Origin of the sequence: Streptomyces sp. ERV7, from assembly GCF_001653515.1 — a bacterium.
Classification (GTDB): Bacteria; Actinomycetota; Actinomycetes; order Streptomycetales; family Streptomycetaceae; genus Streptomyces.
This window is the reverse complement of the sequence record NZ_LYOY01000029.1, coordinates 974949-1000154: the sequence shown is the minus strand read 5'-3', so window position 1 is coordinate 1000154 and position 25206 is coordinate 974949. Positions and strand designations below refer to the sequence as shown.

Below are 25206 nucleotides of genomic sequence, written 5' to 3'. Positions count from 1 at the left end.
CGGCTCAGCTCAGTCCGAGTCCGATGCCGAGTCCGACCCGTACCCGCGAAGCAGCGCCTTGTCGCGCGCATAGGAGTCATGTGTGAGGGCAACAGAGTGGTCGATCCAGTCGAAGACCGCCTTCACCCGGTCCTTGGGAGACACCGTAAGGCTGTCCTTGCATCCCGGGACCGCCCTGTTGGAATCCTCGTCATTCGCGCTCACGCCGCACCAGCTCAGCATCGGAGGTGGCGCCCGCGTCGCGCTGTGCGACGGAGAGCGGTGAAGTGTGCGGACCGGGACCGGTCGGGTCCGTCACCGGCTGTTCCACCTCCTTCGCGACGGCTCGCTGGACGGTGGCCGAGGGTGCCGTCGTCGCACCCGCAGCGAGACGCCCGGCGCCCGGCGTCGGGCCAGCCCGAAGCGCCTCCAACTGGCGCACCACCCCGGCTGCTTCGTCCCGCAGCGCCTCGGCGCGGGGTGTGGGCACCATCGCCTGTCCGGCCCGTACCAGGAGCGGATCGCTGCTGTCGCTGCTGGTCGAGGCCGCGCCCGCACGCGGAGAGGAGGTACGCGTCGTGGTCCGCGACCCTGCACGGCTCCCCGAGGCCGTACGCGGACGGGTCGAGGTGGTCACCGGCTCCCACGGCGACACCGCTACCCTCGATCGCGCCTTCACCGGGGCCGACGCCGTTTTCTGGCTGGTTCCGCCGGACGGCTCGGTCACGCCCGACGAGGCCTACAGCGGCTTTACGCGCCCGGCTGCACGGGCGTTCGCCGCCCACGGCGTCGGCCATGTCGTCGGCGTCTCGGCGCTCGGACGCGGCACCCCGCAGGCCGCCCGGGCCGGGCTGGTCACCGCTTCCCTGGCCATGGACGACCTGATCGCCGACTCCGGCGTCGCCTTCCGCGCACTGGCCAACCCGTCCTTCTTCGAAAACCTGCTGGAGGAGGCCGACTCGATTCGCGAGCACGGCGTCTTCACCGACACCGTCGCCGCGGACCGTCCCGCCCCGTTGGTGGCCGTCGCCGACATCGCCCAGGCGGCGGCCGGGCTGCTGCTGGACCGCTCCTGGACCGGTATCGGCAGTGTTCCCGTGCTCGGCCCGCAGGACCTCTCTCCCGACGACCTGGCCCGCATCATGACCGAGGTCCTGGGCCGGCCGGTCCGCTACCAGCGCCAGCCGCTCGACGAGATGCGCTCCACCCTGCTCGGCTACGGCCTCAACGAGTCATTCGTCGAGGGCATGGTCGACATGAAGCGCGCCAAGGACCAGGGCCTGGACTCGGGCGTCGACCGCGCGCCGCAGGCGGGCCCGGCCACCGGATTCGCCCAGTGGTGCGCCCAGACCCTCAAGCCCGCCGTCCTCGCCGCCCCGGCGGCCGTCGATGCCCACTGACCGAACCGAACCGCCGGTCACCGCGTTCATGCTGGTCAAGACGACGCCCGAGTGGCTGGCGATGACCGTGGCCGAACGCGTCCATGCCTTCACCATCCAAGTCGTCCCGGTGATCGAGACCCGTACCCGCGGAGTCCGCTCCCGCTTCTCCGAGCTGGAGCCGTTGGCCACCCTCGCCACGTGACACTCCCCTGACCGGCCGGTGCCGCCGCCCTACGGAAGCACCGGCCGGCAGGTGGGCTGAGCGGACCCGGTGGACTGGCTCTCGCACAGCGAGAGTCGGACCTCACCTGCGATCAGATCGCACCCTCGTCGGTCAGCGAAGGCACAGCGCACGGGCGGAGGACCATGAGCGAGTCCTCCAGCGTCGCCACCATGGCAAACGGAAATCGGTCGAGCTCAAGACAGAGTGCTATGTCGTCGGGATGGACTCCTTGACGCACACCCTCCGCCAGTTCGGCGGCGGCGCGCGACTCGCCGGCGCGGCGGAGGAACTCAACAGCGTCCGTCCCAGCCTCGGTGACCCTCCGAGCGATGTACTGAGCGCACGCCAGATCTTCGTCGGCCTGCCCGTCTTCGCCAGTGACCACGAACGTGACACTCTGACACCCGCGTGTCCGCAGGAGCCGTGCCGTCGCCTCCGCCACCACGAAGCCGGCGCACAGCACCAGCGACGCCTCCTTCACCGCGAGGGCGCCGACCGTCCCCGCCGTGGTCTTCTGCACAACGGTCCGTCCGCCAAGGTCAACAGACCGCAGCAGGCCCGGCGAGTTCACGGCGTCGAACCCAGGCGCGGGCGGACCGTCCTTGAGCGCCACCCAATCCGGGTGCAGAGCCTTCAGCGCGAGGGCTTCGTCCAGCGACTCGGCAAGCACGATTTTGCCCGCCCCCTGGGCGAAGGCCCAGCCGGCCACCGTAAAAGCACGCATGACGTCGACCACGACCGCCACGGACGGGGTTTCGACCATCTCAGCGATGCCGAGGAATTGAGCGTCCATCCGGCCATGATCGCGCATGACCAACCCGAAGCTCCCGGACAGTGATCCGCACCATGCCGGCGGACTCGCGATGCAGCACTTCCGGCTACCCGGCCGAGGCCCCTCGCCTCCTCCGCACCGGCATCCTGCTGCGATCGTGATCAACTGCCGAGCCATCAGTAGTTGCTGCACCATCCGGGCCCGCGCCGACGGCTCCTCGGGCGCCCCCGCAGTCCCGGCCTCGGATTCCTCGCGATCTGCCACCAACCGATGTTGGCGCACCGAGTGACGGGCGGGCATGAGCAACCCCGCAGGGTCAATCACGCCCGCCCATCGCTGGAGTTCGCAGCTGGGGGATCTTTCAGCCGGTCGATCCGACGCGGGCCATCTGCTGGTCGGCCAGCGCGCGCTGGGCGCGGAAGTTCTCGCGGTAGGCGTCGTGCACCGCCGCGTCGTCGTACTTCAGCAGCGCCTCGTCGTTCGTCGTCAACGCGCTCTTCGTGTACGGGTGGCTGCCGGTAAAGACGATCTTCTGGTCGGCCTTGCCGAGGTATGTCCCGTCGATCAGAAGGTACTTGGAGTGCGTGGCCATGGCGTTGTTCGTCGCCGGGTTGCCGTCGCCGTCGTCCGCGTCATCCAGGCGGTGCAGGGCGATTCCGCCGAACCTGGTCGGCTTGGACAACTGGTCGGCGATCACCGTACCGGCCCCTTGGACGTCGAGGTACCGGTAGACGATGTCGACATAGCAGCCCGCGTCGTCGAGCTCCCACAGCTTCTTGGCGACCTCGGGCCGGGTGATCTGGTGCATCGCGACCCGGACGACGGTGCGGCCGTCCTCGGTGCCGTGGCCCGCGGAGTTCCCGTTGCAGGCGGCCTGCCCGCTCACCGGGTTGTCGACGGTGTTGAGGATGTTGAGGATCGGGTCGGAGGCGGCCCGGGGGAAGAAGTACGCCTTCGCGTTGCCCGCCGGATACTCCGTCGGGTAGTCCGCGACCTGCGCCTTCGTCCCGGCCTGGGCGGAGGCGAGGTCGTTAAAGTAGCCGGTGTAGGCGGCGTACAGCGCGGTGTTGCCCGCCACGGTCAGCGCGTCGTTGAAGGCGTGCTGGCGGTCCCACGGGGTCTGGTTGGCGGACGTCTGTACGACCACGTCGTCGACCGGGACCGTACCCGTGCTGCTGCCGGTGGTGCGGGAGAAGAGCACGAACTTGTTGTGGTTGACACCGTGGAAGGAGTCGCCTGGGTTCGGGTCCTTGGCCAGGCATGCCTGGTTCTCCGCGCAGACCCGCACCCATGAAGTGCCGGACCCCGTCGCGGGCTTGAGGCCCTCGACGAGCTTCGGATACGTGACCTTGCCCGCCCAGTGCAGCAGGCTCTCGTGGTCCAGGACGACCTGGACGTTCACACCGCGCTGATGCGCCGCGGTCAGCCGGGCCGCGAGGTAGTCCGAGCCGAGCACGTACATCGACATCTTGATGTCCGAGCCCTGCTGGGCCCCGTCGACGAGCCGGGCTATGTGACCGAACACCGCGTCCTGGGCGGCCGTGTCCCCCGTCGGGTTGTTGAACACCGCGCCGGTGGTGAGGAGCGGCGCCGGACCGGCAACAGCGGGGGCGGGAGCGGCCGCGAACAGCGGGGATACGCCCAGCGCCAGGACGAGCAGAGATCGGGTCTTCTTCATGGCGCACACTGTATACAGCGACCGGCGCAGCAACTCGAGACCGGATATCAGACGCCACGTCGTCGCTCAGGCTTCGCCGGGGAGCGCCGCTTTCGGACCGGAACCCGCGTTGGCGTCTCGGTTCTGGATCGTTGCGGCTGCCTCGTGGAGTTCGCTGAGCACCGTCCGTACGGCTCGCCGTGCGGAACGTTCGGGACGGTGGAGCACATCGATATGGCGTCGGGTGTGCACGCCGCTGAGCGGTCTGAAAACCAGGGCCGGGTGCGGACGAGTGGTCCAACGTGGCATCAGAGCCAGGCCGCCTCCGGCGGCTACCGCTTCGGCGACCACCGCGAATTCGTTGATGCGATGGACGATGTTGAGCCGCCGGTTCGCGGCGGTCGCGATGGCCTCGATGGTCGCCATCAGGGGGAAGCCGTCGTGAACGGTGATCCATGGTTGATCGGCGACGTCTCGCGCGGTGAGGCGTCGCTTGGCGGCAAGGGGGTGGTCGGCCGGCAGGGCGATGTCGAGGGGTTCGCGCAGCAGTGTGCCGGCGGTGACCGAAGCCGGCCAGGGTGGCGCCTGGTCGAGACGGTGGGCGAGTACGAGATCGTAGTCCCGGGTCAGTCGCGGGAAGTGGTCCTGCGCGACGTCCTCGTCGGCGAGCGAGAGCTGCGGGCGCCCGGGGCCGGTCCGGCCACGCAGGAGCAGTGGGAAGAACGCGGAGGCCGCGCTGTGGAAAGCCGCCACCGACACACCCAAGTCCGGCCGGTCGATGAACTCCTCGATGGTGTGCCGTGCCCTGGCCAGCGCGGTCTCCACCTCGATGGCCGCGCCCGCGAGGGCGTTCCCGGCGTCCGTGAGCACCAGCCGCCGTCCATCGCGTTCGGTGAGCGGGACGGGGATGGAGCGTTGCAGCAGTCGTAGCTGCTGGGAGACCGCCGACGGGGTCATCAACAGCGCCTCGGCGGTCGCGGTGACGCTTCCCAGCTCGCCGAGCTCTCGCAAGATCTGCAACTGTCGTTCATTCACCCCCTCAGTGTAGTGATTCTTCAAGATCCCTTAAGAGCATCACCCTTGGCTTCAGAGTGGAAGCAATGCAGCGTAGGGGGGGTGTTCCACACCCGCCGCACTGACGCAGTGCTTCTGCTTGTCGCCATCGTCTGGGGCTCCAGCTACCTGGCCGCGAAGACAGCCACCTACGCCCTGCCCGTCCTGGTGGTGCTGTTCGCGCGGTATGCGATCTCCGGGATCGCCTGCCTCGCCCTCGTCGCCCTCCGGCAAGAGGGGCGCTACACGCGAGACGAGGTGCGTATCGGGTCCTTCCTGGGGGTCACCCAGGCTGCTGTCCTGGTGCTCGAGACGTACGGCGTCGCGCACACCAGCGCGGCCAACGCCGGCCTGATCATCAGCCTCACCATCGTGCTCACCCCACTGCTGGACCGCACGGCGGGCAACGGCCCACTGCCCCCGCGCTTCTTCGCCGCCACTGGCGTATGCCTGCTGGCCGTCACCCTGCTCATGTCCGGCAGCGGCTTCCACACGCCCCGCATCGGCGACCTGCTGATGCTCGCCGCCGCGGTGGTGCGCGCCGTACATGTCGCGCTCGTGGGGCGCCTGACGAAGGGCCGCGCCGTCCGGCCGTTGCAGCTCACGGCCGTCCAGACGGTTCTCGGCTCGGCGCTGTTCGTCGTGCCGGCTTCCAGCGGCCTGCCGACGCTGACGCAGGTCGATGCCGCGGTCTGGGGCCAGCTCGTCTATCTGGCCCTGTTCTGCAGCGTGTTCGCCTTCCTCGCCCAGACGTGGGCGGTACAGAACAGCTCCGCGAGCCGGGCCAGTCTGCTCCTGGGCACCGAACCGGTCTGGGCCGTCGCGGTCGGCATCAGCCTCGGCGGGGAAAAGGTCACCGCCCTCGCTGCCCTCGGGGCGGCGCTCATGGTCACCGGAACGTACTGGGGACAGAGCATCGAACGCACCCACCGAACCACCGACAAAGAGGAGTCCCCATGCCGGACAACGGCACCTACCAGCGTCTGATCAACCTGCTCGACAGCACGGCAACCGGGTACAAGCTCATCGACCACGAACCGGAGGGCACCACCGAGACGGTCAGCGCACTGCGCGGACACCCGGTGTCGGAAGCAGCGAAGTGCCTCGTCCTGATCGTCAAGATCGACCGGCGAGTCACCCGCTATGTGCTCGCGGTCGTCCCCGGTGACCGGCGGGTGGACCTCAACGCCATCCGCACGCTGTTCGCGGCCCGCTACGTCGGCTTCTGTGACGCAGCCACGGCCGAACGTCTGGCCCACGCCGTACCCGGCACCGTGCTGCCCTTCACCTTCGACCCCGAACTTGAACTCATAGCAGACCCGGACGTCACCGCCCAGCCCTGCCTCTACTTCAACGCAGCCCGCCTTGACCGCTCGCTGGCCATCTCCGGCGCGGACTACGCCGGACTCGCCCAGCCGCGCATCGAACGCATCGCGAGCCCCATGTCGGACTGACAGCGGTCACCTTGGAGGGTGCCTCACGTGGCGGGTTTCGCGAGGTTCTCGTAGCAGGTCAGGGTGGCGGTCATGGCCAACCTTCGGCTTCGCCGGTTGTGGCGGACCACGTAACGGATCTTGAGACCACGAGCAGCCCGTGGCAGGCTCATGCCGCATGATCGAGGAATTCGCGAAAGACAACCTGCACGGGAGACTGCGGCGGGACCGTAAGGCGCTGCTCTGGAAACTCGACGGCTTGTCCGCATACGACGCCCGCCGACCTTTGACCGCTACCGGGACCAACCTCCTCGGCCTGGTCAAGCACGTGGCCACCGTCGAGGCCAGGTACTTCGGCGAGGTCTTCGACCGCCCTTCCCCGGAACCACTGCCCCGGTGGCAGGACTCCAACGGCAGCGATCTGTGGGCGACCGAGGACGAGACCCGCGATCAGATCATCGGGTTCTACCGGCGCACGTGGGAACACTCGGACGCGACGATCAACGAGCTTCCCCTCGACGCCCCCGGGCACGTGCCGTGGTGGCCGGAACCTCATGCCGACACCAACCTGTTCGCCATCATGGTCCACGTCCTCGGCGAGTCCATCCGGCATGCCGGGCACGCCGATATCCTGCGCGAGGGCCTCGACGGCCGGACCGGGTTGCGCGCCGAACACGAGCAGCAGATCGACGAGGAAGCCCGTGCAGCCCACCGCGCGAAGATCGAGCAGGCCGCCAGGTCGGCCGCATCAATCAAGGCGTAGAGGTTGTCTCACGTGACTTGATGTCGGCTGCACCGGGCGGTGCTGGACCAACTCGGGGCCCGGGGCGAGGTGGACTGGACCCCAGCTTCTTCATCGCCGACGACATGTCCACCGCGCCACGACCCACCCTCTGCACACCCTGAACGACGACCGGCGAAGGCCCCCTGAGGACTACGCAGGCGAGGTGTTGACAGCCTTGGGGATTTTCCTATCATCAAGCACGTCCGGCATTGCGATCGCTGTTCGAAACTCCGAACACCCTGATGTCATGAGCATGCCCATTCAGGGCTCGCCCACCGTCGGCGGTGGGGCGCCGTCGTCCTCACTCACCCCCAGGAGACCACTTATGTCCATGAGTTCGGTTCGCTTACGGCCGACCAGGCCGCTCGCTCTGCTGGCGCTCGTGCTGGCCATGGCGGCGGCTCTGCTCGGCGGTCAGGTGTCCGCCGGCAGCAGAGCCGCGGCCGCCGGCACGCTGCCCTGTGACCTGTACGCCGCCGGCGGCACGCCCTGCGTGGCCGCGCACAGCACGACCCGTGCCCTGTACTCGGCGTACAGCGGCCGCCTCTATCAGGTCAAGCGCGCCTCGGACGGTTCCCTGCGGGACATCGGCGCACTCGGCGCGGGCGGCTACGCCGACGCCGCCGCGCAGGACGCGTTCTGCGCGGGGACGAGCTGCCTCATCACCGTCCTCTACGACCAGTCCGGCCGCGGCAACCACCTCACCCAGGCGCCGCCCGGAGGGTTCCAGGGCCCTGCGGCGGGCGGGTACGACAACCTCGCGGAAGCCTCCGCCGCACCCGTCACCGTGGCAGGCCACAAGGCGTACGGCGTCTTCATAGCCCCCGGCACCGGCTACCGCAACAACAACACCAACGGCGTCGCGACCGGGGACCGGCCGGAAGGCATGTACGCGATCCTCGACGGCACCCACTACAACGGCGGCTGCTGCTTCGACTACGGAAACGCCGAGACCAACAGCCGGGACAACGGCAACGGCACGATGGAAACCATCTACTTCGGCAACAGCAAGACCTGGGGCTACGGCACGGGCAACGGCCCCTGGGTCATGGCCGACCTGGAGAACGGCCTGTTCTCCGGAGTCAACCGCGGCTACAACGCGAACAACCCCAGCGTCAGCCACCGGTTCCTGACGGCCGCCGTCAAGGGCGGACCGAACCACTGGGCGATCCGGTCCGGCAACGCCCGGTCGGGCGGCCTGTCCACCTCGTACGACGGACCCCGCCCCAACGCCGCCGGGTACAACCCGATGAAGAAGGAAGGCGCCATCATCCTCGGCATCGGCGGCGACAACAGCAACGGCTCCGCCGGTACCTTCTACGAGGGCGTCATGACGTCCGGCTATCCGACCGACGCCACCGAGAACGCCGTACAGGCCAACATCAACTCCGCCGGGTACGCCACGTCCCCCGTGGCCGGCACCCCCACGGTGGGCTCCAGGGTCTCCCTGCGCGCCACCACCACCTGCTGCACCAGCGACTACCTCCGGCACAACACCGCCGACAGCAACGCCGCCATCGCGGCGACCACCTCGTCCAGCCCGGCCGCCGACAAGGCCGCCGCCACCTGGACCGTGCGCGCGGGCCTGGGCGACGCCTCGTGCGTCTCCTTCGAATCCGCCGACAAGCCCGGGCAGTTCCTACGCCACTACGACTACCGTCTGCGCGTCGACACCGTCGACAACAGCGCGCTGTCCCGGCTGGACGCCACCTTCTGCCCGCAGGCCGGCCACAACGGCCAGGGCATCTCGCTCAGGTCCGCCAACTACCCCAGCGACTTCGTCCGCCACTACAACTACGCCGCCTACATAGCCAGTCACGGCGGCTCGAACACCTGGGACACTGCCACCGCCTGGTCCGACGACACGAGTTGGGCCGTGACCTCCCCCTGGGCCTGACAGCCAGCCCGTCGTACGGCCCACGACCGCACGGTCCCCGACACCAAGTCCCCATGGACCGTTGCGAAGCGGACCGTTCTCATATGACCGAAACACGCCACTCGATACGTCATGTGACGCATTGACCCCCACAGCGCCCTCGCGGTTTCATCCTTTTGGTCCTCCGGCGGGGAAACCGGAGGAGAGACCTGCTTGGGGGGAAAATGAGGGGAAACACGAACCGCGGCATCACCAGACGTATGCGGGCCGCTCTGAGCGCGGCGGTCGCGGCCTGCGCGGTCACGGCGGTGCTGCCCGCAGCCGCCTTGGCCGAGCCCACGGCCATGGCGGGTGTCGCGGGCGGCCGCGACACCGGTGTCGAGAGGATCAGTGTCGCGGCCGACGGCACCCAGGGCGACGACAAATCCGCCGGTGCCTCGATCACGCCCGACGGCCGCCACATCGTCTTCTCGTCGTCGGCGAAGAACCTCACGCCCGATGAAACGACGGGAGGCGACAAGGTGTTCGTCCGCGACCAGCAGACGTCGCTGACCAAGCGGATCGGGTACCTGACCACGCTCCAGCCCCCGGCGATCAGCGGCAACGGGGAATACGCCGCCTATCCGGTGCAGTGGATGAACAACGTGCGGATTCGCCAGTACGAGGTGGGCTCTGGACGGACGGCTTCCGCCGACTGCTCGGCCTACAGCTGCGACCAGCCGTCGCTCAACGCGGACGGCCTGCACATCGCGCTTGCCATCCTCATCAGGCGACCGCCGTCCAGCCAGCGCATCGAGGTGCAGGACTGGAACACCGGGGGCACCAAGCAGACCGTCGCCACCCTCGGCCACACCGAGCCGTCCCGGCCGTCCATCAGCGGCGACGGCCGCTATGTCGCCTACCAGGACGGCAAGACGCAGGACGTCTTCGTGTGGGACCGGACGAGCGGCACCACCACCGGCCCGATCGAGGGCCCCTCCAAGGGGGCGACACTCGTCCAGCTCAGCGACGACGGCGGCAAGGTCGTCTACCTCTCGGGTTCCGACACCTACGTCCACGACCTTGCCTCAGGCACCGCCCGACTGGTGCCGAACGTGCGGGGCGTGGCTATCGATCCCACCGGCCGCTACCTGCTGTACACCCCGAACGACACGACCGGACCGTCACTCACGCTGCGCGACCTACAGACGGACACCGACGAGATCGTCTCGGACCAGCCCGCCTCGGCCGGGACCGACGCGGTCAGCGCCGACGGGCGCGCCGTGGTCTTCCAGTCCACGGCCGACGACATCGTGCCCGGTGACACCAACGGCAAGTCGGACGTCTTCGTCCGCCACTTCTCCTGATCGCCCCGGCTGCTGCGGGAGGCCAGTCAGGGGCCGCCCGCAGTCGTGCAGACAGGAGACGCAGCCAAGTTGATCAAAGCTGGTTCCCTACAGCCGGATCCAGGCACACTGGCTGAATGACGTCTACATTCATGGTCCAGGGCAGCAACATTCCGGTTACCGCCTCCGTCGTTCGCGCCGAACTCACCTGGAAGGCGGCGGATGCCGGCCTGGAGGCCGACGCCTCCGCGCTCCTGCTCACCCAGGACGGACGAGTCCGTGACGACAACGACTTCGTCTTCTACAACCAGCCACACCATGCGTCCGGCGCCGTACGGCACTTGGGCAAGCACGACGACGGGGACTCGGTCACGGACACGGTCGAGGTGGATCTCACGGCGTTGGAGGCGGATGTCGCGCGAGTCTCCCTGTGCGCGTCTGCCGACGGCGGAACGTTCGGTGAGCTCCCGGGGCTGCGGCTGCGGCTGCTGGACGTTCAAAGCGGGGCAGAACTCGCCCTGTTCGAGATGGCGGCGACGACCGAGACGGCGTTCATCGGCGGGGAGCTCTACCGCCGCGGCACGGAATGGAAGTTCCGGGCCGTGGGGCAGGGATACGCATCCGGGCTGGCCGGACTGGCGACGGACTTCGGTATATCGGTGGCCGAGGAGCCGGAGCCCGAGCCTGCGGTGGCGCCCGAACCTGCGTCGGTACCGGCACCTGCGGAACCGCGTGGCGAGGAGGGTCTGCCCGTCGACATGCGCAAGCGTCTGGATCTGCGTAAGAAGCAGATCGCCGTCTGCCTCACCAAGCATGGCGCCAAGGACGTCGCGGCGCGGGTGGTGTTGGTCCTCGACGCCTCAGGGTCGATGTCCAGTCTCTACCGCGAGGGTGTGGTCACCGATGTGGTGGAGCGTATGGCCGCCGTGGCCGCGCAACTGGAGGACGACGGCACGCTGCAGGCCTGGGCGTTCGCCACGGAATCGACCCGCCTGCCCGACCTGCGGATCGGTGAACTCCCCGACTGGCTGGAGACCCACCTTCCCGACGGACAGGGCCCGCGGTTCGAGCGGCCGGTGAAGCGGCGAAGATTCTTCGCCCGCGAGGCCCGCGAGGAGATGCAGGACATCGGGTGGGAGAACGATGAGCCGAAGGCCATCGCTCAGGTCCGCGCATACGTGAAGGAGAACCCGGCAGAGGTACCGACTCTGGTGCTCTTCTTCTCCGACGGCGGCGTCTACAAGGACGCGCAGATCGAACGGGAACTGCGCGATGCCGCCCAGGAGCCGCTCTTCTGGCAGTTCGTGGGGCTGGGCAAATCCGGATTCGGAGTGCTGGAACGATTCGACACGCTGACGGGCCGTCGCGTCGACAACACCGGCTTCTTCGCGGTCGACGACATCACCGAGGTCACCGACGAGGAACTCTACGACCGGCTTCTGTCGCAGTTCCCCTCCTGGCTGACGGCCGCCCGCGCGGCCGGCATCCTGCGTGCCTAGCCAGGACTCCGGGCGTCCCGCCTACCAGCGTGCGTCGGCGGGACGACGATCAGCGCGACGCTGATCACGACTTCACGACTCCTGGACCGGCTCGGGAACCGCTCCCCAAGTATCCTGCGTGACCTTTGGGAACGCAGTCGGCTGGTGAAGGGGATCGGATGAGAACGCGGACGATGGTGAGCGTGGCGGTGTCGGCCTGCGTGGCGCTGATGGCGTGTGCGTGCGGTCCGGAGAAGTCGAAGGGGGACGCGGACGCGAAGCCTTCGCGGCCGTCCGCGTCCACACCGGCGAAAGAGCCGGTGCCCACGCCGTCCGCGTCCGCTCGGACCGAGAAGCCGTCGTCCGCCCCGACCGGTAACCAGCCCGCGCCCAGGACGAAGGAGCGCGCGATCCAGCGGTACGAGCAGTACCTGCACGCCCTCGGCCGTGAGGACATCAACACAGTCTGCGAAGTGGCCGGGCCCGGCGCGAAGAAGGCACAGGACAAGGGATTTGGTCCGTGCACGTCAACGTACGCCATGGTGTTCCAGATGATCTCACCCGCGCAGAAGAAGGCCCTGCAGACCGCGACGGTCGATCCGCAGCGCGTCACCGTGCGTACACCCGACAAGATCAAGATGCCGCTCGACGCGGTCAGGGCCTCCGCCACCTTCTCCGAGAGCGACCTCGGCAGCTACACCCTGGAGTACCTCAAGAACGATTACTACATCACCGACGGAACGTGACGCGTCACCGTACGCGGAGCCGCCTGGCGGTCCCCAGGGGTGTTCCGGCGTGTGGCGGGAACAAGCGGTATCGCCGCCACTGTTGCACCGGTTGAGAGACCGACGTCGCGCGGGCGGGGAGCACAGAGATCAACAGCACGTCCCGACGTGATCCGGGCTTCTCGGGTACGCGGCACGCCCGGTCGTCCGGCATGGAGGGGCGACCTCTCAGGCGTCCGCCGCGGGCTCGGACCGAGACGTTTTTACCCTGGAGGACTGTTTTATGAATAACGAGCCCTTGACGCTCATGGCCGTACACGCCCACCCCGACGACGAGGCCACGGGAACAGGAGGCGTCCTCGCCCGGTACGCGGCGGAAGGCATCCGCACGGTCCTGGTGACGTGTACCGACGGTGGTTGCGGTGACGGGCCGGGGGGTGTCAAGCCGGGCGAGCCGGGACACGATCCGGCGGCCGTCGCCTTGATGCGGCGGCAGGAACTGGAGGCCAGCTGCGAGGTTCTGAAGGTCAGTCATCTGGAGATGCTGGACTACGCCGACTCGGGGATGATGGGCTGGGCGACCAATGACGCCCCCGGCTCGTTCTGGAAGACACCCGTCGAGGAGGGCGCCGCCCGACTCGCGGAACTCTTGCGGCGCTACCAGCCCGATGTGGTCGTCACCTACGACGAGAACGGCTTCTACGGCCACCCCGACCACATTCAGGCCAACCGCATCACCATGGCGGCGCTGGCGATGACCGGACAGACACCGAAGGTGTACTGGACCACGGCGCCCCGCTCGATGATGCAGCGGTTCGGGGAGATCATGCGCGAGTTCGGAGGGGACTGGCAGGAACCGGATCCCGCCGAGGCCGCCGCGCTGGCCGAGATCGGACTCCCCGACGAGGAGATCACCACCTGGGTGGACACCTCGGCGTTCGGCGGCCAGAAGTTCGACGCGCTGGCCGCGCACGCCAGCCAGGGCGAGAACATCTTCTTCCTCAAGATGGGCCAGGAGAGGTTCACCGAGTTGATGGGCGTCGAGACATTCGTACGTGTCCAGGACACCACGGACGCGCCCGTGCCCGAGAACGACCTCTTCGCCGGACTGCGCTGACCCGCTGTCCGACGGTGCACGAGCGACCGCCCGCGCGCGGCCGCCCTCGGGCCGCAGCCCTGACGTATCCGGGTGAATACGGGGTAGGGCTCCGGAGCGAGGCGGCCTTGGCGCGTCGCCGTTTCCCTGCGGGAGGAGAGCCGAGATGACGTACGAACAGCCGTTGCCGAACCCCGAGTCGGCGGTGGAGGGACCCACCGAGGCCGAGCACGCGGGGCGGGCGGCAGTGCGTCGCCAGGCTCAGGGGATGACCCACCATGAGGCGGCCAGGGCGTTCCACCTGCTGGCCTCGCGTGCGGACAGCCCGGCGCCCAAGGACATCGGGGAGCCCTCGGCCGACCCGGACGGCGGATGCCGGGTCGCCGAACTCGCCGAGTGGGAACGCATCGTGGACCAGCTGGCCGTCCACGCGGGCACCTACGACGTCGAGTCGGACCCGTACGTACAGGGCGAACGCGCCGCCTCCGGCGAGTCATAGGAACCGAGTCATAGGGACAGGGCCTGGAACGCGGCGCGGGACACCGTCGCCATGACGGTGCCCCGCGCGTCAGCCTGGACGAGAAGACCGCGATCCGGTACGCGAACTCCGCAAGGGCGCCGCTGGACCGGGCCCGTTCCCGGACAAGGCGCCAGAGGCGGCCCGTTTCGTGAACTCGCGAGCCTCTGGGGACCCGGCCAGGACACGCCGGGAAGGGGCAGTGGGGTGATCTTGAGTATTTCGTTGCGCGAGCACGACGCCGATGAGACGGTCCGGCTCTCACCGTCACCCATTCCGGTTACTCTGCGTGTTGATTCTGTGTGTGTGGGGCATGTCGACCTCGACGTTTCGCCACATCGATCACCTGGAGTCACCATGCGCCGTCGTCATCTGGCCGCGTTCGGCATCGTCGGCGCCCTGTGCGCCACCGCTCTCTGTACCGGGGCGGCCCCGGAACGTCCCGCCCCGCCGGCACCCGGGGCGAGACCGGCTTCGCCTGGGCACCCCCCAAGGGCTGGACGCGGACCGCCAAGAGCCCGTCCAACATCCACTACCACGCCCCCGGCGGAAAACAGGAGATCGCCGCCTCGTACGCACTCGTACGCGGCGGCGATCTCATGACCCAGTGGCGGGAGGCCGAACAGGGCTCCCACGACGTCCCGGGCTACCGGAACATCCGTCTGGAGCGGACCACCTTCAACGGCCGCCCGGCCGTCGTCTGGGACTACTACTTCACGCAGGACGGCGACCCCTGGAAGGCCCGCCAGATGGGCTTCGACGAGGGCGGCAAGTCGTACCAGGTCAACATCTGGTACCTCGCCGCCACCGAGGACGGGGCCCTGCGCACCTACTCCGCGGTGACCTCGTCGTTCACACCGCTCTGAGCGACGGCGGCCTCGACGACCGCACCACGCTGCATGAAGTCCCGCACCAGCGCGATGGCCACGACCACACCGGCCACCAGCAGGGACAGCAGCACCTGCTTGCGCCCGGCGTCGTCCGTCAGCATGTAGACGAGCACGAACGAGATCATCGCGATGGTCGCCCAGGTCAGATACGGGAAGAACCACATCTTGACCGTCAGCTTCTCCGGCGTCTCGCGCAGGATGATCCCGCGCATCCGCAGCTGCGTGAAGCAGATGACCAGCCACACGAACAGCGCGACCGCGCCGGACGAGTTCAGCAGGAAGTCGAAGACGGTGTCCGGCCACTTGTAGTTGAAGAAGACCGCGACGAACCCGAAGAGGACCGAGCAGAGGATGGCCGCCTGCGGCACGCCCCGCGCGTTGGTACGGGCGAAGGCGCGCGGCGCGTCACCGCGCTGGCCGAGCGAGAAGGCCATACGGGACGCGGTGTACAGACCGGAGTTCAGGCAGGACAGCACAGCGGTGAGCACGATCACGTTCATGATCTGCCCGGCGTGCGGAATGCCGATCGAGTTCAGCGCGGCGACGTACGAGCCGTCCTTGACGATCGCCGGGTCGTTCCACTTCAGCAGCGACAGGACCACGAGGATCGAGCCGAGGTAGAAGACGCCGATACGCCAGATCACGCTGTTGGTGGCCTTGGTGACGGCCCGCTGCGGGTCCTCGGACTCACCGGCGGCCAGGGTGACGATCTCGCTGCCCATGAAGGAGAAGACGACCATCAGGACACCGGTCAGGATGGCCCCGGCGCCCTTCGGCATGAATCCACCGGCATCGGTCAGATGCGCGAACCCGTCACCGGGGTTGTCGGAGCCGGGGAGTATCCCGAACACGGCCAGGAACCCGATCGCGACGAAGGCGCCGATGGCGACGACCTTGATCCCGGCGAACCAGAACTCGAACTCTCCGTACGAGGAGACGGAGACGAGGTTGGTGGCCGTCAGCACGACCATGACGATCAGCGCCCAGCCCCACTGCGGGACCGCGCCGACCCAGCCGTGCAGGATCTTCGCTCCGGCGGTCGCCTCGACGGCGAGCACCACGACCCAGAAGAACCAGTAGAGCCAGCCGATGGAGAATCCGGCCCAGCGGCCCAGCGCGCGGTCGGCGTAGGCGGAGAAGGAGCCGGAGGTCGGCCGTGCGGCGGCCATCTCGCCCAGCATGCGCATCACGAAGACGACCATCAGGCCGACGAGCGCGTACGAGAGCAGGATGGCGGGACCGGCGGCGGCGATGCCGGAGCTGGAGCCGACGAAGAGCCCGGCTCCGATGACACCGCCGATGGCGATCATCGACAGATGGCGGTTCTTGAGACCGGCCTGGAGGCCGTTGGAGCCGTGCGGGGCGCCGACGGGGGAGTCAGACGTTCCGGGATCGCCCGGTCGGCCGTCTTCCTTCGCAAGGGAGGGTTGCGAGGTCATGGACGAATCCTTAGGTCTAAGGGTCGCTCGGGTTACGAACCAACGCATTGAAGCCCGGTACTCCCAGGTACGGAAGGCCTGACTCCGAATCGTGATGAGGGGCACAACGGCACAAGTAGGGAGGAACAAGGTCATCAGTTCGCGGGACCTTGGTCCTCACCCCGATGAACCCTGCCCGGCGGATCGCATGCCACACTCGGGGTCATGCGCGTGTACCTCGGTTCAGACCATGCCGGATACGAACTCAAGAACCACCTGGTCGAGTGGCTCACGGCCCATGGCCACGACGCCGTCGACTGCGGTCCCCACATCTACGACGCCCAGGACGACTACCCGCCGTTCTGCCTCCGCGCCGCAGAGCGTACGGCCGCCGACCCGGACTCGCTGGGCATCGTGATCGGCGGCTCCGGCAACGGTGAGCAGATCGCCGCGAACAAGGTGAAGGGCGTACGGGCGGCCCTGGCCTGGAGCGAGCAGACGGCGGCGCTGGGCCGCGAGCACAACGACGCGAACGTGATCTCCATCGGTGGGCGGATGCACACCGAGGAAGAGGCGACCAAGTTCGTCGAGATCTTCCTGAGCACGCCGTACTCGGGTGAGGAGCGCCACACGCGCCGCATCGAGATGCTGGCGCGCTACGAGACGACGGGCGAGCTCCCGGAGATCCCCGCCCACCACCCCCAGCAGGGCTGATCTGCGGATATGCCCGAGGGGCACACGATTCACCGGCTGGCCGCCGACCACGCGGAGTGGTTCGGCGGCCGTGCCGTACGCGCGTCGAGCCCGCAGGGGAAGTTCTCGGACGGCGCGGCGCTGGTGGACGGCCAGGTGCTGTCGTCCGCCGAGGCGCACGGAAAACACCTGTTCCTGGGCTTCGGCGGGGTGGGGTGGATCCACATCCACCTGGGCCTGTTCGGGAAGTACGCGGTGGGCGCCGGGACGGCGCCGCCGCCGACGGAGACGATCCGTCTGCGCCTGGTGGCCGACGGCTACGCGGACCTGCGCGGCCCGACCACCTGCGCGCTGATCACCGACCCCGAGAAGCAGGCGATACACGACCGCCTGGGCCCGGACCCGCTGCGTCCCGTCGACGACGGCGAGAAGGCGTGGGCGCGGGTCTCCCGGAGCCGTACGACGATCGCGGCGCTGCTGATGGACCAGAAGGTCATCGCGGGCGTGGGCAACGTGTACCGGGCGGAGGTCCTGTTCCGGCACGGCGTCGACCCGTACCGCCCCGGCCGTGACGTCTCCCGCCGGGAGTGGGACGCGATGTGGGCGGATCTGGCGGTACTGATGCGGGAGGGGGTACGCCTCAACCGCATCGACACCGTCCGGGACGAGCACACCCCGGAGGCGATGGGGCGCCCGCCCCGGGTGGACGACCACGGCGGCGAGGTCTACGTCTACCGGCGCGCGCACCTGCCGTGCCACGTCTGCGGCGCGGAGATCCGCACGGAGGCCTTGGCGGCCCGCAACTTGTTCTGGTGCCCCGGCTGCCAGCCGGCGTGATTCGGCTGCGGGCCGTGCTGGGTTGCTCGCGCAGTTCCCCGCGCCCCTGGGCACCCAGGGGCGCGGGGAACTGCGCGACCAGCCACCCACGGTCCGCAGCCGACGCACCCCACCCCCGGAGGGTTTCGGGAAGGGGTGGGGTGGGGCCTAGAACCCGTGCGGCAGCCAGGGCGCAACCGGTGTCGTGAACGCCGTCGACGCCTCCGTCAGCGCCCCCTCACGGAGCTCCCGCACGCGCCCCGCCGCCGCAAGGGACGCCAGGGAGACCCCTCCCAGATACGCCGCACCAAGCTCCCGTACAGACAGAGAAACATCCGCCACATCCGCCGTGCGCGAGCACACCGCCCCCTTCGCGTCCCCGCTCAGCCGCCACCGCCCCGCATTCCACCCGCAGAACGCGTCGGACACCTCGAACACCACGTCCACAGGGACGGTGTACGTCCGGGACGACAGCGCGTCCCCGACAGACACCAGCCGCACATACATCCCGTCCCGCACCCGCACCCCACACCGCCGCACATCGGAGACGAGGTGCAGCAGCGGGTCGTCCACCGGCCGGTTCCCCGCCTTGACCGTCGACGTCAGGTCGATGTCGCAGAGGAAACGCCACAGAGCGGCGTACACCGCCGCATCGGACGCGCCGATGTCCCGCAGCGTCACGACCCCCTTCGGCCCCGCCGCGTCCCACACCGGCTTGGTGTGGAACCGCACGTACCCCACGACCTCCCCGCCCCGCGAAGCGAGCACGCACTGCGCGGCCGACCCCCCGTCCCGGAACCCGGCGGGGTCGAGCAGCGGATGCCGCTCCCAGCCCGGCGTACGCAGGAACCGACCCGCGCGCGTCCCCGCCGCGCGCCCGTACAGCGCCTCGCACTCCGACGCGGCCTCGGCGACGGGCGCGTACCGCAGGGTCACGTCGTCCCCGCCCTCCGGCACGGCCACCCGCACCCGCGAGGAGTCGATCTCCAGGCTGATCTGCTGCGTGGCGAGCCCGAACCCGTACCGTCCGTAGATCTCCGGCTCGGACGCCGTCAGCACGGCGAGCGGGACGCCCTCCTCGCGCACCGCGTCCAGCTGCGCGCGCATCATCGACCGGAGGATCCCCCGCCGGCGGTGCGTCGCCGCGACCCCGACCGCGCTGATGGCCCCGGTCGGTACGAACCCGCCCCCCGGCACCTCCACCGGCAGTGCGAAGGTCTGCGTCGTCCCGACGACCGTCGGCCCCTCGTACGCCGCCAGGCACCGCGCCGGATCGATCACCGTGCGCCAGAACTCCTCCAGCTCCGGCTCCTCCGGTACGCCCCCGAACACCCGCTCCACAGCCCCGTACCACTCGTCGAAGTCGGAGGGGTCCAGAGCACGCACTTCCACAGTCATACGCCATGACTACCAGCGCGTATGACATCCGGTCGACCCGATTTCGAACGTACTGCCAGAGGGGTCCCCCTGCGCACGCGCGCGTCCGCTGGATAGGGTCACCGGCAATGGCACGACGCGTGGGAGCGGATTCGTTCAGTGCCCGGTGGCGCAAGTCCGCGCACCGGGCACGTATAGCGCTGCGCAAGTCCGGGGTCGACTACTTCCGGGGCGACGGCTCGGACTGGATCGCCCTCGCGGGCCTCCTCCTCACCGTTCCCGCGATCACGCTCGCCACACTCGCCTCACCGGTCTGGTGCGCCCCCGGCGCACTCGCCCTTCCCATCGTCGCGGGCGGCGTCCTGCTCCGCCCCGCGAGCCTCCTCGGCCTGTACGCGGCCGCCGCGCTCGCCCTGATCGTGGAGTCCGTACAGCTGGGCCCGTACACCGAGGGCCCCGCCAGGGTGACCCCCGGCACGGTCCTGGTCGTCGCCGCGTGCGGCCTCTTCGGCCTCCTCATCGCCCAGTTCCGCGCCCGCGTCGGCGTGCCCTGGCGGCGGGGCGGCACCATGCTCTTCGACCTGCGCGAACGCATCCGCGTGCAGTCGGCGCTGCCCCGGCTGCCGCGCGGCTGGCACCGTGAGATGGCCCTGCGCCCGGCCGGAGGCCAGTCCTTCTCCGGCGACTTCGTCGTGGCCGCCCGTACGAACGGGAACCGCACGCTCGAAGTCGTCCTCACCGATGTCTCCGGCAAGGGCATGGACGCGGGATCGCGCGCCCTCCTCCTGTCCGGCGCGTTCGGCGGCCTCCTCGGCTCGCTCCCGCCGCACGGCTTCCTCCCGGCGGCCAACGGCTATCTGCTCCGCCAGAACTGGGACGAGGGCTTCGCGACCTCGATCCACCTCGTCCTCGACCTGGACTCCGGCGACTACGAGCTGCTCTCCGCCGGCCACCTCCCCGCGCTCCACCTCCAGGCGGGCTCCGGCCGCTGGCGCGAGGTGTCGGGGGAGGGGCCGCTGCTCGGGGTGTACGACGGGGCCGAGTTCCACCCGGTGAAGGGTTCGCTCGGCCCCGGCGACGTACTGATGCTGTTCACGGACGGCCTGGTCGAGACCGCCGAACGCGACATCGCGGAGGGCATCGACCGCCTCACGGGCGAGGCCGACCGCTACGTCACGACCGGCTTCGACGGCGCGGCCTGGCACCTGATCGAAGCGGTCGCGAAGGATGTCAACGACGACCGTGCGCTGCTCTTGATCAGGCGTGATGCGTGAGGTTGTCCACGAAGGCCGTGAACGCGGCCGGGCTGACGGTCAGGGCCGCGCCCTCGGGCCGCTTGGAGTCGCGGACGGCGACGAAGTGGGGGAGGTCTGCGACCTCGACGCATTCGCCGCCGCTGCCCCCGCTGTAGCTCGACTTACGCCACTGCGCGTCCGTCAGGTCCATAGCGTTCCTCCATCACGCGAGCGATCAGTGCGGCCGAGTCCTCAGGGGAGAGGGCCGTAGCTTGCAGGCGAGCGTATCCGACTGAACGCTCCCTGATCACTTGCGGGTTGGCGGTCATGTGCCCGATGTCGTAGCTCTCGGTGTACAGAAGGTCTGGATCTTCCTCGGCTCGAAGCAGAGTGAACGAGCCCAGGGTTGCGGGGTGCGCACCGACGGAGAACGGGAGCACCTGGAGGTAGATCCACGAGCGGGCGCTGATGTTCAGCAGGTGGGCGAGTTGCTTCCGCATGACACCCTTTCCGCCCACCTCCCGGTAGAGCACCGCCTCATCGAGCACCACCCAGAGAACGGGCGGAGCCTCCCGTTCCAGGATCCGTTGCCGTTCCAGTCGAGCGGCGACCAATGTTTCGAGGTCGTCCGGGCTGTGGGCCGCTACGAGGGCCTCCGCGTAGTCCTTCGTCTGCAACAAGCCGTACACCACCTGCGCCTGGAAGGTACTGATGTAGGTGGCCTGCGCCTCCATCTCGGCGAACGGTTGGAACCACGTGGGCAGTTGGCTGCGCAGAACCAAGCCCACCAACCGGGAGAAGCGGCCATCCGTCCCCAGCGCAGCATCAACCCGCTCCGAGAAGTCCCTCGTCGGGACCTTCGTCGCGGTCTCGACCTGGCCGATCAGCGACGCCGCGCAGAAGATGCACGTGCCTAGCCGCTCCTGCGTCATCCCAGCGTGTTCTCGCTCCCGCCGCAGCTCCGAACCGTAATAGTCCAGCGGCGACGCGCTCGGATCCAGCGTGCGGATGTTCACCACGGCGGCCTCCCAAGGGCTCGCGGGTTACTCGGGTCACGTAGCTGAGCGTAACCAGTTGATCTCTCCCCGCGAGGGGAAACGGGTCAACTCCCGCCCGGGGGTGGGGCTTCCCCCACCCCCGATCCGCCGGGAACCGCCATGGTCCGCGACCTGCCCGGATCCGTAACTTCGAGGCATCGGGAAACGTACGTACGGAGAGAGGTCGAAGACGATGGCACTGCGACGGAGCAAGCGGCGGGCCACAGAGGTCGAGGGCGCCGAGGGCGACCCCGGCTGGGCCGTCGAGCTGCGCGGGGTGCGGCGTCAGTACGGGCGGGGCGGCTCGGCCGTACACGCCCTGCGGGGGATCGACATCAGGCTGCCGCGCGGCAGCTTCACGGCGGTGATGGGGCCGTCGGGCTCCGGGAAGTCGACGTTCCTGCAGTGCGCGGCGGGGCTCGACCGGCCCACGGACGGATCCGTGCGGCTCGGCGGGACCGAGATCACGGGGATGAGCGAGAACAAGCTGACGGAGCTGCGCCGGGCACGGCTCGGGTTCGTGTTCCAGGCGTTCAACCTGCTGCCGTCGCTCACGGTCGAGCAGAACGTACTGCTGCCGATGCGGCTGGCCGGGCGGCGCCCGGACCGGCGCAGGGCCGAGGAGCTGCTGGGGCAGGTGGGGCTGGAGGGGAAGGGGCGGCGCCGGCCCGGTGAGCTGTCCGGCGGGCAGCAGCAGCGCGTGGCGATCGCCCGCGCGCTGGTCACGCGCCCGGACGTCGTCTTCGCGGACGAGCCGACGGGTGCCCTGGACACCACGACGGCCGCCGAGGTGCTGGCGCTGCTGCGGACGGCTGTGGACGGCCTGGGGGCGACGGTCGTCATGGTCACCCACGACCCCGGCGCCGCCGCCTACGCCGACCAGGTCCTCTTCCTCGCGGACGGGTCGATCGTCGACGCGCTCACCCGCGCCTCGGCGGCCGACATCGCGTCCCGGATGCGCACCCTGACCGCCCGGCCGACGGCCGCGTACGCGGGGATGGCGGCGTGATGCGCACCAACGGCCTCGCGCGCGCGGCGGTCCGCTTCAAACCGTCCGCGTTCGTCGGCACCTTCGTCGCCCTGTTCATGGCCGCGATGATCGTGTCCGCGTGCGGGATCCTGCTGGAGACGGGCATCCGCGCGTCCGTCCCGGCCGAGCGGTACGCGAACGCCCCCGTCATCGCCGCCGCCGACCAGCAGGCCCACTACACCACCGGCAGCGGCGAGGACCGGGACACCGAGTCCGTGGCGCTGCCCGACAAGGCGCGGCTCGACGCCGCCCTCACGGCCCGCGCGGCCGCGGCGCCCGGCGCCGCCACCGCCATCGCGGACGTCTCCTTTCCTGTACGTACGGGAAATACGCCCGGCACCGCCCACGGCTGGGGCTCGACCGCCTTCACCGGCACCCAGCTCGCCTCCGGCACCGCGCCCCGCAGCGGCCAGGTGGTGACCGGCGACGGCGCCGCCGTCGGGGACCGGGTCAGTGTCGACACCCCTTCCGGCAAGCGGCAGTTCACGGTGTCCGGCACCACCAGGAACCCCGGCACGGTGTGGTTCGACGACACCGAGGCCCTCGCGCTCTCGGGGCACCCCGGCAAGGCCGACGCCATCGCCGTGCTGCCCGAGCCCGGCGTCACCGCCTCCGCCCTCGCCGACCGGGTCGCCGAGCGGCTCGGGGACTCCGTCGAGGTCCACACCGGGGACGACCGCGGCGCCGTGGAGACCCGCGGCCTCGCCTTCGCCAAGGAGATGCTGACCGGGCTCGGCGGCTCCTTCGGCGGCATGGCCACCATGGTCGCCGTCTTCACCGCCGCCGGCACCGTCACGCTCTCGGTCGGCCAGCGCCGCCGCGAGTACGCCCTGCTCCGCGCGATCGGCGCGACCCCGCGACAGCTCCGGCGCACCATCGCCACCGAGACCCTCCTGGTCGCCCCGCTCGCGGGCGCCCTCGGCTGCCTTCCCGGCGTGGCCCTCGCGACCTGGTGGTTCGGCCAGCTCCGCGACAAGGGCGCCGTCCCGGAGGCCGTGGACCTGGCGGTTTCCTGGATCCCGATGGTCGCGGCGGGCGGCGCGGCCGTGCTGACCTCCCTCTTCGCCGGGTACATGGCGGCCCGCCGCCCCTCGCGCGTCAAGCCGGGCGAGGCGCTGCGGGACGCGTCGGTGGAGCGGCTGCGGATCGGCTGGATCCGTACGCCGCTGGGCCTGGCGGCCCTCGGCGGCGGCCTGGCGCTCTCGGGCGTGGCCGCGTCCGAGAAGGGCGAGGACGCCGCCAACGCGGCCCTCGGGGTCGTCATGCTCTTCATGCTGGCCGTCGCCCTCCTCGGCCCGCTGATCGCCCGCGCCTGCGCCGCACTGTTCGGCCTGCCGCTGCGCGCGGCGGGCGCCCCTGCCTCGCTCGCGGCCGCCAACTCCCGTACCAACGCCCGCCGTCTGGCCTCCGCGATCACCCCGATCGTGCTGGCCATGGCGTTCTCCTCCACCCTCGTCTTCATGCACACCAGCGAGGACCGCGTCACCGAGAAGCAGCAGCGCGCGGGCGTCGTCGCCGACCGGGTGGTCACCGGCCCGGACGGCCTGGCCTCGGACGCGGTGGCGCGGGCGAAGGCGACCCCGGGCGTCGGGACGGCGGTGGGCCTGACCCGGACGTCGGTCCTGGTCCACGCCGGCGGCGGCCTCGACTCGGTCTCCACCCAGGGCTTCACCGGCACCGGCGCCGACCTGGCCCGCGTCCAGGACCTGGGCGTACGCAAGGGCTCCCTGGACGCCCTGGTGCCCGGCACGGTCGCCCTCGACAAGATGCTGGCGAACGACCTCAAGGCCCAGGTGGGCGGCCGCCTCGACCTCGTCCTGCCCGACGGTGTGAAGGCGTCCCCGAAGGTCGTGGCCACCTACGACCGGGGCCTCGGCCTGGCCCAGATCACCCTCCCGCAGCGCGACCTGGCCTCCCACACGACCACCGTCGGCGCCCCCACGGAACTCCTCCTCAAGGGGAACGTCCAGGCCTCCGCCCTGGCGCCGCTCGGCACCGTCACGGACGCGGCGGGCTACGCCACCGCCAAGAGTGTCGACCGTGAGCTGAACGCCTGGGCCAACACCACCATGGCGGCCGTCCTCGGCGGCTTCGCGGCCGTCGCCGCGGCGAACACGCTGGTCATGACCGTCCTGGACCGCCGCCGCGAGCTCGGCACGCTGCGCCTGATCGGCACCACCCGCCGCCAGGTCATGGGCATGGTCCGCTGGGAGGCCCTGCTGGTGACCTCGGCCGGACTGGTCCTGGGCACGGCGATCGCGCTGGCCACCCTCATCCCGATGATGAACGGCCTGACCGGCGAGAACCCGTACATCCCGCCCTTCCTGTACGCCTCGTTCGCCGCGGGCATCCTGGGCCTGGGCCTCGCCTCCACGGCGCTCCCCGCCCGCGCGGCCCTACGCTGAGCCGC

Annotated in this window: 25 protein-coding genes and 1 pseudogene; 17 read left to right on the top strand and 9 right to left on the bottom strand. The window is 69.8% G+C overall.

What is annotated here, in order from left to right; all coding sequences use genetic code 11:
- Window positions 1-9: 9 nt before the first annotated feature.
- Together A8W25_RS35425 and A8W25_RS35690 are read right to left on the bottom strand one after the other, a co-directional pair.
- Window positions 10-144 carry a hypothetical protein gene (locus A8W25_RS35425; RefSeq protein WP_267890371.1) on the bottom strand — a complete coding sequence of 45 codons (135 nt, stop codon included), beginning with the start codon at window positions 142-144 and terminating at the stop codon, window positions 10-12.
- Window positions 145-190: 46 nt separating this feature from the next.
- Complete coding sequence (locus A8W25_RS35690; RefSeq protein ID WP_420708433.1) at window positions 191-472, bottom strand: hypothetical protein; 282 nt, start codon at window positions 470-472, stop codon at window positions 191-193.
- Here A8W25_RS35690 and A8W25_RS10885 point away from each other — a divergent pair.
- Both A8W25_RS10885 and A8W25_RS10880 read left to right on the top strand, forming a co-directional pair.
- Window positions 462-1379 carry an NAD(P)H-binding protein gene (locus tag A8W25_RS10885; protein ID WP_067159060.1) on the top strand — a complete coding sequence of 306 codons (918 nt, stop codon included), beginning with the start codon at window positions 462-464 and terminating at the stop codon, window positions 1377-1379. The genes A8W25_RS35690 and A8W25_RS10885 overlap by 11 nt on opposite strands.
- Window positions 1369-1539, top strand: a pseudogene (locus A8W25_RS10880) (darcynin family protein); the annotation flags it as partial. The gene A8W25_RS10885 and the pseudogene A8W25_RS10880, both read left to right, overlap by 11 nt.
- A gap of 136 nt (window positions 1540-1675) precedes the next feature.
- Here A8W25_RS10880 and A8W25_RS10875 read toward each other — a convergent pair.
- The 3 genes from A8W25_RS10875 to A8W25_RS10865 form a co-directional block, all read right to left on the bottom strand.
- Window positions 1676-2377 (bottom strand): 2-phosphosulfolactate phosphatase, encoded by a 702-nt coding sequence (locus tag A8W25_RS10875; protein ID WP_067161005.1) that lies wholly within the window; start codon window positions 2375-2377, stop codon window positions 1676-1678.
- A gap of 340 nt (window positions 2378-2717) precedes the next feature.
- Window positions 2718-4034 carry a phospholipase D-like domain-containing protein gene (locus A8W25_RS10870; RefSeq protein ID WP_067159058.1) on the bottom strand — a complete coding sequence of 439 codons (1317 nt, stop codon included), beginning with the start codon at window positions 4032-4034 and terminating at the stop codon, window positions 2718-2720.
- A gap of 66 nt (window positions 4035-4100) precedes the next feature.
- Window positions 4101-5048, bottom strand: coding sequence for a LysR family transcriptional regulator (locus tag A8W25_RS10865; RefSeq protein ID WP_067159054.1), 948 nt, complete (start codon window positions 5046-5048; stop codon window positions 4101-4103).
- Between the two features lie 81 nt (window positions 5049-5129).
- Between A8W25_RS10865 and A8W25_RS10860 the strand changes: the two genes are divergently transcribed.
- The 10 genes from A8W25_RS10860 to A8W25_RS10815 all read left to right on the top strand — a co-directional run bounded on the left by A8W25_RS10860 (window position 5130) and on the right by A8W25_RS10815 (window position 15166).
- Entirely contained in the window at window positions 5130-6053 is a 924-nt protein-coding gene (locus tag A8W25_RS10860; RefSeq protein ID WP_067159051.1) for a DMT family transporter, read from the top strand.
- Window positions 6023-6520: a YbaK/EbsC family protein gene (locus A8W25_RS10855; protein ID WP_067159048.1), complete on the top strand. Its 498-nt coding sequence runs from the start codon at window positions 6023-6025 to the stop codon at window positions 6518-6520. The genes A8W25_RS10860 and A8W25_RS10855 overlap by 31 nt, the downstream gene beginning before the upstream one ends.
- A gap of 157 nt (window positions 6521-6677) precedes the next feature.
- A complete protein-coding gene (locus A8W25_RS10850) occupies window positions 6678-7262 on the top strand; it encodes a DinB family protein (RefSeq protein WP_067159045.1) in 585 nt (194 codons plus the stop codon).
- Window positions 7263-7608: 346 nt separating this feature from the next.
- Window positions 7609-9180, top strand: a complete 1572-nt coding sequence (locus A8W25_RS10845; RefSeq protein WP_420708432.1) for an alpha-L-arabinofuranosidase B — start codon at window positions 7609-7611, stop codon at window positions 9178-9180.
- A gap of 239 nt (window positions 9181-9419) precedes the next feature.
- Complete coding sequence (locus A8W25_RS10840; RefSeq protein ID WP_079125954.1) at window positions 9420-10505, top strand: PD40 domain-containing protein; 1086 nt, start codon at window positions 9420-9422, stop codon at window positions 10503-10505.
- Window positions 10506-10621: 116 nt separating this feature from the next.
- Window positions 10622-11983, top strand: a complete 1362-nt coding sequence (locus A8W25_RS10835) for a VWA domain-containing protein (protein ID WP_107470651.1) — start codon at window positions 10622-10624, stop codon at window positions 11981-11983.
- Between the two features lie 158 nt (window positions 11984-12141).
- A complete protein-coding gene (locus A8W25_RS10830; RefSeq protein ID WP_067159036.1) occupies window positions 12142-12708 on the top strand; it encodes a hypothetical protein in 567 nt (188 codons plus the stop codon).
- 262 nt (window positions 12709-12970) lie between these two features.
- A complete protein-coding gene (locus tag A8W25_RS10825; RefSeq protein ID WP_067159033.1) occupies window positions 12971-13804 on the top strand; it encodes a PIG-L family deacetylase in 834 nt (277 codons plus the stop codon).
- Between the two features lie 145 nt (window positions 13805-13949).
- Window positions 13950-14282, top strand: a complete 333-nt coding sequence (locus A8W25_RS10820) for a hypothetical protein (RefSeq protein ID WP_067159030.1) — start codon at window positions 13950-13952, stop codon at window positions 14280-14282.
- A 419-nt stretch (window positions 14283-14701) separates the two neighbouring features.
- Window positions 14702-15166: a hypothetical protein gene (locus A8W25_RS10815; RefSeq protein ID WP_067159028.1), complete on the top strand. Its 465-nt coding sequence runs from the start codon at window positions 14702-14704 to the stop codon at window positions 15164-15166.
- Here the strand turns inward: A8W25_RS10815 and A8W25_RS10810 are convergent.
- Entirely contained in the window at window positions 15130-16629 is a 1500-nt protein-coding gene (locus A8W25_RS10810) for an amino acid permease (RefSeq protein ID WP_067159025.1), read from the bottom strand. The two genes, A8W25_RS10815 and A8W25_RS10810, sit on opposite strands and share 37 nt — an antisense overlap.
- A gap of 204 nt (window positions 16630-16833) precedes the next feature.
- On the opposite strand from A8W25_RS10810, the gene A8W25_RS10805 reads away from it, so the two are divergent.
- Window positions 16834-17322, top strand: a complete 489-nt coding sequence (locus A8W25_RS10805; RefSeq protein ID WP_067159022.1) for a ribose-5-phosphate isomerase — start codon at window positions 16834-16836, stop codon at window positions 17320-17322.
- A gap of 9 nt (window positions 17323-17331) precedes the next feature.
- On the top strand, window positions 17332-18138 hold the full coding sequence (locus A8W25_RS10800; RefSeq protein ID WP_067159020.1) for an Fpg/Nei family DNA glycosylase: 807 nt from the start codon (window positions 17332-17334) through the stop codon (window positions 18136-18138).
- Window positions 18139-18285: 147 nt separating this feature from the next.
- Here A8W25_RS10800 and A8W25_RS10795 read toward each other — a convergent pair whose 3' ends face one another.
- The gene (locus tag A8W25_RS10795; protein WP_067159019.1) at window positions 18286-19515 is read right to left on the bottom strand and encodes a GNAT family N-acetyltransferase; all 1230 of its coding nucleotides are present in this window, start codon (window positions 19513-19515) and stop codon (window positions 18286-18288) included.
- 107 nt (window positions 19516-19622) lie between these two features.
- Between A8W25_RS10795 and A8W25_RS10790 the strand changes: the two genes are divergently transcribed.
- Window positions 19623-20768, top strand: a complete 1146-nt coding sequence (locus A8W25_RS10790) for a PP2C family protein-serine/threonine phosphatase (RefSeq protein WP_067159017.1) — start codon at window positions 19623-19625, stop codon at window positions 20766-20768.
- Here the strand turns inward: A8W25_RS10790 and A8W25_RS10785 are convergent.
- Entirely contained in the window at window positions 20752-20940 is a 189-nt protein-coding gene (locus A8W25_RS10785) for a DUF397 domain-containing protein (protein ID WP_067159015.1), read from the bottom strand. The genes A8W25_RS10790 and A8W25_RS10785 overlap by 17 nt on opposite strands.
- Window positions 20912-21748, bottom strand: coding sequence for a helix-turn-helix domain-containing protein (locus A8W25_RS10780; protein WP_067159013.1), 837 nt, complete (start codon window positions 21746-21748; stop codon window positions 20912-20914). The genes A8W25_RS10785 and A8W25_RS10780 overlap by 29 nt, the downstream gene beginning before the upstream one ends.
- Window positions 21749-21959: 211 nt before the next feature.
- Between A8W25_RS10780 and A8W25_RS10775 the strand changes: the two genes are divergently transcribed.
- Together A8W25_RS10775 and A8W25_RS10770 are read left to right on the top strand one after the other, a co-directional pair.
- Window positions 21960-22775 carry an ABC transporter ATP-binding protein gene (locus A8W25_RS10775; RefSeq protein ID WP_067159011.1) on the top strand — a complete coding sequence of 272 codons (816 nt, stop codon included), beginning with the start codon at window positions 21960-21962 and terminating at the stop codon, window positions 22773-22775.
- Window positions 22775-25201, top strand: coding sequence for an ABC transporter permease (locus A8W25_RS10770; RefSeq protein WP_067159010.1), 2427 nt, complete (start codon window positions 22775-22777; stop codon window positions 25199-25201). Before A8W25_RS10775 ends, A8W25_RS10770 begins: the two co-directional genes overlap by 1 nt.
- Window positions 25202-25206 lie beyond the last annotated feature (5 nt).

Bases quoted from the DNA above. Each gene is read 5' to 3' on its own strand.
- A8W25_RS35690 (WP_420708433.1), bottom strand. From the start codon at position 472: ATGGTGCCCACACCCCGCGCCGAGGCGCTGCGGGACGAAGCAGCCGGG.
- A8W25_RS10795 (WP_067159019.1), bottom strand. From the start codon at position 19,515: ATGACTGTGGAAGTGCGTGCTCTGGACCCCTCCGACTTCGACGAGTGG.
- A8W25_RS10790 (WP_067159017.1), top strand. From the start codon at position 19,623: ATGGCACGACGCGTGGGAGCGGATTCGTTCAGTGCCCGGTGGCGCAAG.
- A8W25_RS10870 (WP_067159058.1), bottom strand. From the start codon at position 4,034: ATGAAGAAGACCCGATCTCTGCTCGTCCTGGCGCTGGGCGTATCCCCG.
- A8W25_RS10850 (WP_067159045.1), top strand. From the start codon at position 6,678: ATGATCGAGGAATTCGCGAAAGACAACCTGCACGGGAGACTGCGGCGG.
- A8W25_RS10855 (WP_067159048.1), top strand. From the start codon at position 6,023: ATGCCGGACAACGGCACCTACCAGCGTCTGATCAACCTGCTCGACAGC.
- A8W25_RS10840 (WP_079125954.1), top strand. From the start codon at position 9,420: ATGCGGGCCGCTCTGAGCGCGGCGGTCGCGGCCTGCGCGGTCACGGCG.
- A8W25_RS10800 (WP_067159020.1), top strand. From the start codon at position 17,332: ATGCCCGAGGGGCACACGATTCACCGGCTGGCCGCCGACCACGCGGAG.
- A8W25_RS10770 (WP_067159010.1), top strand. From the start codon at position 22,775: ATGCGCACCAACGGCCTCGCGCGCGCGGCGGTCCGCTTCAAACCGTCC.
- A8W25_RS10825 (WP_067159033.1), top strand. From the start codon at position 12,971: ATGAATAACGAGCCCTTGACGCTCATGGCCGTACACGCCCACCCCGAC.
- A8W25_RS10845 (WP_420708432.1), top strand. From the start codon at position 7,609: ATGTCCATGAGTTCGGTTCGCTTACGGCCGACCAGGCCGCTCGCTCTG.
- A8W25_RS10775 (WP_067159011.1), top strand. From the start codon at position 21,960: ATGGCACTGCGACGGAGCAAGCGGCGGGCCACAGAGGTCGAGGGCGCC.
- A8W25_RS10820 (WP_067159030.1), top strand. From the start codon at position 13,950: ATGACGTACGAACAGCCGTTGCCGAACCCCGAGTCGGCGGTGGAGGGA.
- A8W25_RS10785 (WP_067159015.1), bottom strand. From the start codon at position 20,940: ATGGACCTGACGGACGCGCAGTGGCGTAAGTCGAGCTACAGCGGGGGC.
- A8W25_RS10810 (WP_067159025.1), bottom strand. From the start codon at position 16,629: ATGACCTCGCAACCCTCCCTTGCGAAGGAAGACGGCCGACCGGGCGAT.
- A8W25_RS10830 (WP_067159036.1), top strand. From the start codon at position 12,142: ATGAGAACGCGGACGATGGTGAGCGTGGCGGTGTCGGCCTGCGTGGCG.
- A8W25_RS10835 (WP_107470651.1), top strand. From the start codon at position 10,622: ATGACGTCTACATTCATGGTCCAGGGCAGCAACATTCCGGTTACCGCC.
- A8W25_RS10875 (WP_067161005.1), bottom strand. From the start codon at position 2,377: ATGGACGCTCAATTCCTCGGCATCGCTGAGATGGTCGAAACCCCGTCC.
- A8W25_RS10805 (WP_067159022.1), top strand. From the start codon at position 16,834: ATGCGCGTGTACCTCGGTTCAGACCATGCCGGATACGAACTCAAGAAC.